Source organism: Ruegeria sp. CDSA246, from assembly GCF_059611225.1.
Genome location: NZ_JBXWPD010000036.1, coordinates 1 through 11,154, shown reverse-complemented (window position 1 = coordinate 11,154; position 11,154 = coordinate 1). Strand labels below are relative to the sequence as shown.

At 52.9% G+C, this 11,154-nt stretch carries 11 protein-coding genes; 4 read left to right on the top strand and 7 right to left on the bottom strand.

The window, feature by feature from the left end:
* From AC2FI9_RS22420 to AC2FI9_RS22410, 3 genes are all read right to left on the bottom strand, one after another.
* Positions 1 to 183, bottom strand: a 183-nt coding sequence (locus AC2FI9_RS22420) for a hypothetical protein (RefSeq protein ID WP_496770917.1), incomplete at its 3' end; no start/stop codon positions are given.
* Between the two features lie 81 nt (positions 184 to 264).
* On the bottom strand, positions 265 to 426 hold the full coding sequence (locus tag AC2FI9_RS22415; RefSeq protein WP_496770916.1) for a c-type cytochrome: 162 nt from the start codon (positions 424 to 426) through the stop codon (positions 265 to 267).
* A 102-nt stretch (positions 427 to 528) separates the two neighbouring features.
* Positions 529 to 1,170: an ankyrin repeat domain-containing protein gene (locus AC2FI9_RS22410; protein ID WP_496770914.1), complete on the bottom strand. Its 642-nt coding sequence runs from the start codon at positions 1,168 to 1,170 to the stop codon at positions 529 to 531.
* Between the two features lie 504 nt (positions 1,171 to 1,674).
* Here AC2FI9_RS22410 and AC2FI9_RS22405 point away from each other — a divergent pair.
* The 4 genes from AC2FI9_RS22405 (at position 1,675) to AC2FI9_RS22390 (ending at position 8,242) form a co-directional block, all read left to right on the top strand.
* Positions 1,675 to 5,256, top strand: coding sequence for an adenylate/guanylate cyclase domain-containing protein (locus AC2FI9_RS22405; protein WP_496770912.1), 3,582 nt, complete (start codon positions 1,675 to 1,677; stop codon positions 5,254 to 5,256).
* 26 nt (positions 5,257 to 5,282) lie between these two features.
* Positions 5,283 to 5,540, top strand: coding sequence for a DUF4242 domain-containing protein (locus AC2FI9_RS22400; protein WP_058283661.1), 258 nt, complete (start codon positions 5,283 to 5,285; stop codon positions 5,538 to 5,540).
* A 117-nt stretch (positions 5,541 to 5,657) separates the two neighbouring features.
* A complete protein-coding gene (locus AC2FI9_RS22395) occupies positions 5,658 to 7,073 on the top strand; it encodes an FAD-binding oxidoreductase (RefSeq protein ID WP_496770910.1) in 1,416 nt (471 codons plus the stop codon).
* Between the two features lie 371 nt (positions 7,074 to 7,444).
* Entirely contained in the window at positions 7,445 to 8,242 is a 798-nt protein-coding gene (locus AC2FI9_RS22390; protein ID WP_496723839.1) for a GNAT family N-acetyltransferase, read from the top strand.
* A 499-nt stretch (positions 8,243 to 8,741) separates the two neighbouring features.
* Here AC2FI9_RS22390 and AC2FI9_RS22385 read toward each other — a convergent pair whose 3' ends face one another.
* From AC2FI9_RS22385 to AC2FI9_RS22370, 4 genes are all read right to left on the bottom strand, one after another.
* The gene (locus tag AC2FI9_RS22385) at positions 8,742 to 9,164 is read right to left on the bottom strand and encodes a class I SAM-dependent methyltransferase (protein WP_496770908.1); all 423 of its coding nucleotides are present in this window, start codon (positions 9,162 to 9,164) and stop codon (positions 8,742 to 8,744) included.
* A 174-nt stretch (positions 9,165 to 9,338) separates the two neighbouring features.
* On the bottom strand, positions 9,339 to 10,109 hold the full coding sequence (locus AC2FI9_RS22380) for a DUF2182 domain-containing protein (protein ID WP_496770906.1): 771 nt from the start codon (positions 10,107 to 10,109) through the stop codon (positions 9,339 to 9,341).
* A 28-nt stretch (positions 10,110 to 10,137) separates the two neighbouring features.
* Positions 10,138 to 10,758, bottom strand: a complete 621-nt coding sequence (locus AC2FI9_RS22375; protein ID WP_496770904.1) for a DUF1326 domain-containing protein — start codon at positions 10,756 to 10,758, stop codon at positions 10,138 to 10,140.
* A 246-nt stretch (positions 10,759 to 11,004) separates the two neighbouring features.
* The coding region (locus tag AC2FI9_RS22370) for a DUF1059 domain-containing protein (protein WP_496770919.1) at positions 11,005 to 11,154 on the bottom strand (150 nt) is incomplete at its 5' end.

Sequence of the window (11,154 nt, the reverse complement as noted above, 5' to 3'; positions counted from 1 at the left end):
TCTAGGCGACGACCGCTCCAATGTAACGCAGACATGCAAGCGATACCATCTGAGGGCGGCTTGGTCCGCAAGGCGGAACTTCCGATGGTTTTCGGGAATGACCGTTTCCGGCAGGAAGCAGACATTTAAGTCGAAAAACCGAGTCGATATTGTGTGATGTCTGCTTTCACCGAGACCGGGCATTCAGCAAAATAGGTTTTATGTCCGAGTTTCGGACAAAGCGGACCTTAGCCCGATTGCCTGTACTAGCGTATTGATATTGGCTCACTGCGCTCGAAGCGTGCTAAGGAACGCAATCAAAGCGACCCTTTCGGCGTCCGATAGATCCGGCATCAATGCCATCTCTGTTCCGGGAACACGCCCTACGGGATCGGCGATGAATTGATTGAGTTCTGAGATGTTCCAATCACTGGATAGGGAAGCCATTGCGTTTGAGTATTTGTAACCTTCAACACCCGCTTTGGTGCGTCCGACAACACCTATGAGCGACGGACCGTGATTGTGCGCTCCGGATGGCACGGTTCCTTCTTAGATAATATGGCATTGCGTACAACCAATCGCTGAAATCCGCCCGAGCTCAAGGTCGGCGATCGCCAATTCAGTTTCGGATATGGGCGGCGGTTCGATTGGTTGTGCACCGCTTTCTGAGAGAAACGAAATCATCTCTGCTTTATCTTTTATTGTGGCCAGATGGATCGGCGGCACACCCCAAAACTCTCGTGCATTTACATTTGCACCATAAGCGACAAGAACTTTGGCGGCGTCCAGTGAGCCTCTCTCGGCCGCATTATGAAGCGGAGTATAGTCTTTATCGCCGGCCTGTGCGCTTGGGTCTGCTCCCGCCTTCAGTAAAAGTTCAACTATCTTTTCATGGTTGCCACGGGCTGCCTTTTGCAACGGACTACCAAAGTCGAGCGCTGCGTTGGCATCTGCGCCATGTTCGAGAAGGATTGCAACAATGTCGGTATGGCCGGATTGAGCGGCGAAGAACAAAGGCCGCTCCAAACTGGTTGGATCAACGCTTCCTTCGGCAGCGAGCGACGCCTCCAGCGCCTCGGCATCACCATTACTGGCCGCCTGCAAAATATCATCTGCCTGAGCAACCTGCGAAAACAGAGCCACCGTTAGAACCGGGAAAAGGAACAAATTGGCGATACTGAAACGTAGCATCAAGAAATCCTCCGTCAGTCGTAGCTGCGCCAACTATATCATAACTCGCCGCAGTTCACCGCCATGCCATTACTTTACCGTTTTACAAAACCAGTTGACTTAGACTGCCTAATGGTTGGGTCCGCTCTGGGCTCGTAGCAGTCATCGGATTCGGCGCCGTATCTGCCAAATCATGGCGTCCGTCCCCGTCACGCCCGGCCCATTCCCGCCGTTGACCCACAGTTTGTCATGCCGCGGCGCGGCCCGTCGAACCTGCCGTTCGCTGCAAGCGCAAAATCTCAGGCCAGCCAATTTCGCACAATGCGGACAAAGTCGCCTTCAAAGGCAAAACATCAAACGCGTGCAGCCAATCAGCCAGTCGTGTAAATCTAGAACGCGGTGGCAAGAGCCGGAATTGTAGAGTGACCCGAAGATAAATGAAAGCAGACGCCATTCATTAAATAGTCAGTTCATTTTGAAAGCGTTTTTCTTGATTAGTGCCGCGTATCTCAGCATGATCCAAAGATGTCGGCTGAAATAGACAAATGGTTAATTGATCTCGACCTGAGTCAGTACGCAGATGTTTTTGCGGAAAACGATATTGATGCGCGTGTTCTGCCACTACTATCTGGCGACGACTTAAAAGAGCTCGGAGTAAGCCTTGGTCACCGCAAAATCATCCTCGCTGCAATTCACGAGCTAGTCGGCCAACAGCACGCAATCTCGCCGTCACAAGCAGCTCATGAACAAGCGCCCACCTCAGTCAATTCACAAAGTGATGATCCGCGCAAACAGAAGCATGTCGAACCGCCTACTGCAGAGAGGCGTCACGTAACTGTTTTGTTTGCCGATCTTGTCGGTTCGACTGAACTCACCAATCGCTTTGATCCCGAAGACATGCGGGACTTGCTACAGAACTATCAAGATGCCGTTGCAGGAGCCGTGAGCCGATATGGTGGCTACGTTGCAAAGTATTTGGGCGATGGTCTGCTCGTGTTTTTCGGATGGCCGCGGGCTTTCGAAGATCACGCAATTCGGGCGGTAAAAGCTAGTCTTGAGTCTGTTCACCGAGTCAAAGAACTCAAAACACCTGACGGAGAGCCTTTGTCAGTCAGACTGGGAGTTGCGAGTGGTGATGTTGTGGTCGGCGATACCATTGGCGAAAATACATATGAGGAGGCGGCCATGACTGGTCCGGTCGTCAATCTTGCGGCACGGATTCAAGAACATGCAGAGCCAAACTCAGTCGTTTTGTCAGTTGAGGAAACCGAGACAGCTTTACATCGGATATTTGAGTTTAAATCTCTTGGGCAGGCAGAGCTTAAGGGGTTTGCTGAACCACGTAGTCTTCAGAAAGTGATGTCAGAGCGCAGCGCGGAAAGCCGGTTTCAGGCCTCACATCGAGACGATGTCGACAGCGTCATGGTTGGCCGGGACTACGAAAAGGGAATTTTACTGCAATCATGGCAACGTGCTCAGAATGGCCACGGAGACGTTGTTCTGCTCTCCGGTGAAGCCGGAATAGGAAAGTCGCGGCTTACAGAGGAATTCCTTGCTGTAATCACCGAAAACGACGAAGTCGATGTCATAAGGCTGAACTGTTCCCCCTATCTCAGCAGCAGCCCCTTTCATCCGGTAGCCCAACGAATATCCCAGGATGCGGGTGTTGAACCGGACTTTGATGACAATCTGATCCTTGAGCATGTCAGAAAAATGCTTGAAGGACGACCAGGGTTGGACTGGGAACAAGTTCTGCCTGTCTTTGCAGCGTTGGTCGCACCTCGTAGTGCCCTCGCCCAAAAGGTGCTCGAGATGTCACCGCAGGAGCAGCGCGACATAACAATCCAAACATTGATCCACACGGTGCAGGTGCGGTCAAGCGTACGTCCGGTTATGTTGTGCGTAGAAGATGCTCATTGGATCGATCCTTCCACACAAGCATTGTTGGAGCGGTTTAAGTCGATATGCACCGATCTTCCTCTGATGATCTTGATAACCCACAGACCCGGGTGGGAATTGGCCCGTGATGATGGGGACACACACGTTCAGTCTCTGGTTTTGCGCCGTTTCGATTCTGCGCATGTCTCAAACCTTGTCGAAAACATTACAGGCAAGAGACCGGACGAAGCTCTGATCTCTACAATAGTTGAAAAAACCGATGGGGTTCCTTTGTTCGTGGAAGAAGTGACCCGAGCCATTGTCGAATCCGGCGAGCAGGGGCAAGGCCACATACCATCGTCATTGAAAGGCGCGTTGATGGCGCGGCTCGACGCAGTTTCGCCAGAGGCAAAACAGGTCGCCCTTACTGGTTCGGTTATTGGCCGGGAGTTTGAGCCGGGCATACTATGTGCCGCGAAAGGCTTTGAAGAATCTGATATCAACAAAAGCCTCGAAGAGCTTTCGCGAACAGGCCTGATCTTTGAAAGCGGGCACAATCGCGGGCACTTCGTTTTCCGCCATGCACTTATTCGCGATACCGCCTATCAATCCATGTTGAGTTCAACTCGGAGACAACAGCACGCAGACGTGGCGCGTGCTTTGATGCGGATAAGGTCATCTGAGATTGAGCGCCGCCCTGAACTTATCGCGCGCCACCTATCTGAGGCTGAGGACTGGAGTGCCGCGTTTGAAAAATGGCAGGTTGCGACAGAAATGGCGTTGGTGCGATCCGCGAGCCAAGAAGCGATGACGAACGCCAAGGAAACTTTAAGAGCTGCCGAAAAACTTGGCTCAGACACCAATACAGAATTGATCAAAGGCAAGATTCTAGTCGGCCGCAGCCATGACAGTCTGGGCCAATTGCCAGAAGGGATAGCAGTTCTGAAGGACGCTTCCAACGCGGCCCGGGCGGTGAGCAACGTGGAGCTAGCGGCTGACGCGGCCAATCACTTCGCTGACTCTTGCATGATGTCCAGCGAAAGGCACAGCGAGGCGATCGAACTCTGTGATAATGCGCTGAAAGGTTTGCCCGATGATGATGAAGTCCGTCGGTGCAGATTGATGAGCCAACTTGCGCGCGCCCATATGTTTGTAGGTCAGTTTTCCGAAGGTGCCCGCTTCGGCCAGCAATCCATGGAACTGGCCGCAAAATTGGGCGACTATAAATCCCAGTTCTCAGTAATGATGATGCATTTTGGAGCACCCTTTGTTGCGCGCAAGGGAAGAGAAACCCGCCATTGGCGCGAAAATCTGGAGGCTATGCATGGTGTGGCCGAGCATCTTGGCAGTATCGATCAGGGTCGAGACCGGACTCTCAGCTTGTTTGTAGGTGCCGAGATGGCAGACCGTGAGTTGATGGACCATTCTCTGGGCTTGCTCACCGAGATTTCGGAAAAGGACAATCATTTGCAACTCTACTGGGTTCAGAAACACGCACAGGCCATGGTTGCAATTATGGACGGCGATTTTGGCCAAGCGGAAAAACACGCCACCGAGGCCGTGAAGATCGGTCGAAAGACCCATGGGGAGCATGTTGAGGGCGTCTACGGGGTTCAGATGTTCACTATCCGCCGCGAGCAAAACCGGCTGCACGAGGTCGCGCCTGTGATCAAGAAATTGATGACGGACAGTCCCGAAGACATTTCGTGGAGACCAGGATTTGGCCTTATCGCGGCCGAGCTCGGATACAAGGAACCCGCTGAACGTATACTGAATGAAATGGCCGACAATGGCTTCGATCTTCCACTCGACGCTATGTATTCAACGACCTTATCTTATCTGACTGACATATGTGTCGCCATTGAACATCAAGAACATGCCAAGACGCTCTATGATTTACTGGCTCCGTACGAAGAACTGACGATTACTGCAGGGGCAACGACGGTGTGCGCAGGTGCGGCGGCGCGACGCCTCGGCAGTTTGGGCACGGTTTTGAAAGACTGGGATGCTGCTGAGATGATGTTCCAGAAGGCTATAGAAATTGACACTCGCATGAAATGCCCACCCTGGATCGCTCACAGCAAGACAGCTTATGCATCAGCATTGAGGCGAAGGGGACGCCCGAAGGATGTGGAACAGGCGTTTCAACTGGAAGGCGAAGCGTTGGCAATTTCGCAAGATTTGGGTATGGTTTCCCTAAAGTCAAAGCTCGAAGGAGTAGCGAGTTAAGGCACTTGAATTATTTGGGGGACTTTATGCCTAGGTACATAATTGAACGAAACTTTGCCGAGCAACTAAACGTCAGCGATGATGACAAAATTCACATCAAAGAAATCAATGACGAAGTCGGCGTTGAATGGATATTTTCATTTCTAAGTGCAGATAAGCGCAAAACATACTGCTTGTACGAAGCCCCTGATGAGGAGAGCCTCAGGAAGGCGGCTGAGCGCCTGAATATTCCTGCCGATGTCATAACACCCGTGGATCGGATTGATCCGGCAATATTCGCCTGACCGGCAGCCATTTTTTCCCAACTCAATGAAACGACTTCGCGAGACAACGCGACGGAAATAGCAATTAGCTGAGGCAGCCCTGCAAGAAGCCTGACCTGACTATTGGGAGGCTTACGCATGTTTGACCTGAAGACACTCGACGGAAGTACAGCTATTGTGCATCAAGACACCTTGGACGCTCTTGATGCATCACTTCGCGGCGGGGTCTACCAGAAAGGCACCCCGGAATACGAAGACGCAAGAACAACGTGGAACAGCATGTTCGAACGTTACCCAGGTTTCGTGATCCGCGCTCTGGGGGCAAGCGATGTGCAGAAGGCAGTGAATTTCGTGCGAGAGACCGACCTCGTTATGTCAGTTCGGTCAGGTGGGCATCAGATTGCTGGGCACGCTGTCGCAGATGAAACTGTGATGCTCGATCTGTCCCAGATGCGATCTGTTCACGTCGACCCTGTCAACAAGACCGCTCGGGTTGCGCCGGGAGCACTGCTTGGAGATGTGGATCGCGAAACTCAGGCTCATGGGCTTGCCGTTCCCGTTGGCATCAACTCAACCACGGGCATCGCGGGCCTCACTCTTGGCGGCGGCTTTGGATGGACCACTCGGAAATTTGGCATGACGATCGACAACCTGCTCTCAGCGGAAGTCGTGACTGCGGACGGAGCTATTGTAACTGCATCCCCTACAAGTCACCCTGAACTTTTCTGGGCTATCCGCGGTGGGGGTGGAAACTTCGGTGTCGTAACCTCATTTGAATTCCAACTGCATGAGCTAGGACCCGATGTCCTGTCCGGCCTCATAGTTCATCCGATAGAAAATGCGCCAGAGCTCCTCGCTGAATTTGCTACGATTGCAGACAATTCCCCGGATGAGCTGACCGTCTGGAGCGTGATGCGGAAAGCGCCTCCTCTACCGTTTCTGCCAGCTGAGTGGCATGGGCGAGAGGTGCTGGTCTTTGCAGCCTGCTATAGCGGGCCGATGGAGGAAGGTGAAAAAGCTATGGCAGCATTACGCGCACTAGGTGACCCAATCGCCGATGTGATATCTCCTCACAAATTCGTAGACTGGCAGGCCGCTTTTGATCCTTTGTTGACGCCAGGCGCCAGAAATTACTGGAAGAGCCATGATTTCGATGCGCTTTCTTCAGATGCAATCTCAGGACTCTTGGAAGCGATTTCCAGCCTTCCTGACCCCGCGTGTGAAGTTTTTATTGCCCATGTGGGCGGAGCAATGGCGCGCGTCGAGGCCGGTTCAACCGCTTATCCCCAAAGATCTGCTCACTTCATCATGAATGTTCACACGCGTTGGGAGGACCCCAGCAAGGATGCTCAATGTATCGAATGGGCGCGCAAGCTATACGACCAGATGCAACCGCATGCGAGCGGTAGTGCCTATGTCAATTTCATGCCGGAAGACGAAGCAGACCACATGACCGGAGCGTATGGCGAGAATGGCGAGAAACTGTCTAAGATAAAGCGTAGTTATGACCCCACCAACTTGTTCAGGATTAACCACAATATCTTGCCTGCTTGATGGAATTCAGAACTGCATAAACTGATCCAGATTGATGTTGAGAATTTTGCCTTGGCGTCGCGCCGCATTTCTAGTTGGCTAGTTTTCAAGCCAAGTGGAGCATCCAAGCGACGATCGCGCTGGTAATCATGCAACCTATGGGTTGTGGTTTCTGTAGATACGGCCAAGAAATTCAATATGTGTCCGCTTTGGGCTCGGTGCGGTCGTTCGTCGAATTGTCGTGAGTAACCGCACTGCGGACATAGTTGACATTCGCCCTAGACCAATAACTCTCTTTTCGTCGCGGTCTCGCGTCTGACGTGCGCTTGACGACGCAACTCATATCAAACGATCATCGTCGAACCATTTTGCGGCGGCCCAAAGGATAACCTATGGAAGTATTTGGAAGTGATGCACAGCGACGCATGTCGACCATGGGTGAGCATCTTATCCAGCTATTGGGTGATGACCCTCGATTTTGTAGCCATGGGCGCGGTATTCAAATTGCCAACGAGTACAGCGGGGCTTTGGATGATGCCGTTGCAATGGCTCGAATACTTGGCATCACGGCGATAGAAAGCATACCGCGTCAGGAGGTGGCAAAGACGCGAGAAGTCATTGAAAGTCAGGGATTAAAAACCGACACAATAGCTTGTTATCTTGGCGGGCTGAACTGTGTTGACATTGCTCGGAAAATAATTGCCACACGGGCGTTGCCCGAGGATTTGACCGTACGTGTGATTGATCGAGACTCTCCGCCAGAATGGCTTGAAGCTTTCGCAGAAGTCGCAATGAGCCACGGTGTTCTACCGCCAATAGGGCCGGTTATGCGCGGATTGTCTCGCCCCGGATTTGCGATGGTCGTCTTTGACAGCTCAGGTGCTCCCGTTGCAACCGCGGGCTCAGTTCTGTGCCATCCGCCCAGCAGTAGGCTGCATCGTCGCGCTCAATGGGGGCAACTTTCGACCAAGCCTGAACGCATGGGCGAAGGTGTAGCAAAAGTCTTGGGAGCCAAAGCTATGATACACTCTCATGAAAAGCTTGGCGCAACTGGGTTCAAGACAGGCATTGCTCCGGGCAACGTTGCATCAGCACGGTTGTGCGAAAGACTTGGCTTGGAGGATAGCGGCAGCGACATAGTCGCGATCATCGACCCGAATGTATACTCGGAAGATCGGTTGACCAAGTGAGCCATTCGGAAGTTTGTTGTCGCGGTATATCAACGACACTCGCGCGAACCTGACTGAAACTTCTTGAAAAACTAAGATAGGACGAACTCTAGTCTGCATTGGGCTAGTTGCAGCTGCTTGCCGGAGGTTACTGGCCAATTGCTTTGCCGAATCCAAGGCCGCGTCCATGATTTCATGGAAAAATCTCCAAGGATCGCTTTGTGGGCGAAATTGCTATACGGAGCTGGATCTCACGGTACGACAGCCGCTAATTTGAAACGATAAAGTGGTATGCCGCGCACGGCTGGTGTAACACGATCTGTCCATCAAGGATCTCGACTGACCGATTGAATGTATCTTCCATGTCGGAAGAAACCTTTGCATAAGCTCTAGAACGATCTGGATCCGGCCAAACAATCTTTTTTAGGAACGCGTCGAAAGTCGGGTACTCACGAGTAAGGACGTAATCTCTTTTGTTTTCCAGCCAAAATCCGTCTACTCCGTCCAAGTGGCTAAGTGTTTAGTGTGAATGAGATCGAACGAGGGTTTCATCTTCTACCAATCGAATGACCTCAAACATTGTTCCATAAGGATAGGGCTCCACGATGTGCAACCGCCCACTGTTTCCAAGAACGCGGTGAATTTCAGTGAAAGCGTTGTGCTGAACCTCCACTGGAATGTGATGAAGAGAGAAGAACAAACACGCTAGGTCCTGTGAACCCGATTCGAGAGGTAGGTCTTCAGCAGCCCCAAGCCTGACGTCGATGTTTTTTGGTAGATTTTCTTTGGCCTTAGCAACTTTGCCCGGATCGATTTCTATTGCGATGACTTTGGCTCCTGCAGCGTACAAGTCTCGCGAATAGACGCCGTCACCCGCACCAACATCGACGACCTGAAGCCCTTCAAGTTCGCATATTGTTTTTAGGTGTTCGATGTGAGTCATGGCCAACTCCAGCAAATCTGAATGGTCTTGCAACAGATTAGCACACCAGTTCCCCTATTTCCGCTTTGGGTTCGGAGCGGAACTTAAACTCCCGCAGAAATTGCTTGCCCGGTGACGTGTTGAAGATCGCTCTACGGTGGCATTTATCCAGCCTGTGAATGCACCAACGTTTACTCAGGCGAGCATGATCAGCCACCCGCCCCAGACAATCAAAACCACGCCCAATCCTCGACTCAGAATCCGCCCGAATGGCAACGTCTTTTCCGCCACGACTACGATTGTAAGAACGGCAACCCACGGCAGGTTCATGACGCCCAACACAAACAACAGCACCATCAGCATCCAGCAGCAGCCAAGACAGTAGACCCCGTGGTGAAGCCCCATCTTCGCGGCACCCAGGGTTCCCTCTTGCCAATGAGCCGTCAGAAAACTCATGGGCGAGCGGCAATGCTCCAGGCAAGCGTTCTTGAGTGGCGTCCATTGGAACAACCCGGCGAATATAAGCATCACGCCGCCCACGGTCGGGGCAACCCTCCCCATCATGGAGGAAAGCGCGTCGCCCGCGTGCAGCCACCAATTCAATACAGTGGCCGCCAGCGAGAACCCCAGCCAAACCAACAGATACCCTGCCACAAAGCTGCCCGTTGGCACGAAGGGGCGCCCTGCGTCTTCCCGCTTCGCGCGCACCCGTTCGTAGATCATTACGGCGGGTGTGACTGAAGGCAGCATCATCGCAAACATCATCACCGCCCACATCATAAGCATGAAGACAAAGTCCGCGGCTGACCACTGCATCATCATCGGCATGGCCACGTCACCGACCAACGTCATCGAGGTCGAACCTCGCCCGAGGTAAATTGTATAGGCCCACGCCAGCGCAGAGAGCGCTACTAAGGCTGCCAACACCAGCACCCGATCCCGTCGTGCGACTCCTACAGCATTCATTATGATGGCCTGACGGTCCAGCCCGGCCTCAGCCGGCCCAGACGACTTGTCCGACCACACCCGACCGGCCTGTCCAGGTCACGGGCATATCCGCGTCGTTCCAGGTGGTGCCGTCACTAGGAGCCAGATCACCTTCATGCCCCTCATGACCGAAGGCGAGGCTGAACGCGGCGTTCTGCAGTTTCATCTTGTTGCCGAGGTCATTGACCAGACGGCGGGATTTCATCTCGCCCACACCGGCCACGCTTGCCGTTAGTTCGCTTTCAGCCTCTGTCACGCTGATCCCGGCGCGTTTGGTCGGAAGCCAGGTCGACAACAGGCTTGCTGGTACTTCCATGCCGCCGCCGGACGCACCCTGCAAGATGGTCTCCAATGCCGCTGCCTGTGCATCGCTGGCGTTTTCGTCAATATAAACTCGTCCGGTGCCGTTCGCGTCGAATAGAGTCGGCCCGGGAAAATGAAACGAGGCAATCGCGTTCTGACCGGAAAGCTCCACGCCTTCATGAGAGCCCTCGCGAACGCGTATCAACAGGGATGTTGCGCAATACCCCTGGTCCATGAGCATAAGGTCGGCCTGTCCAAACCAGCATGGGCAAAGCATGTTGCAACTGCAGGTTTCGACGAGTTCCCCTGAAACATTCCAAGACATGATTTCTCCTCCCATCCCACATTTTCCACGGCTGCATTTTAGCAGAAAGGCTGCTTTTCACCAATCAACCAGAAGGTTAACCATGTCTCATCAGGGCTCAGAGCTGCCTATCCCTACAGCTTGCATGATTAGCTGGTTGGCAGCCCATGTCGGTCCTTCTTAACAAAGTCGCCATTCGTCACCAAGCGATCCAAATCGAAGTTCAAGGCCGATATCTCGTTGGGCGTCGAAGCCCCACTGATCTTATCAAGCCGGCTTAATCAATGTTTCCAGATATTCTCGAGTGTCGGCGTCCCACGAGCTGGGGTCCTCTCCATGAGCGACCACCGCGTGGAGTTCCATGAGCTTCCAGACTTCGTCCTTGGTCGCAGCAACTACTTTACCTGGGCAGGCCTC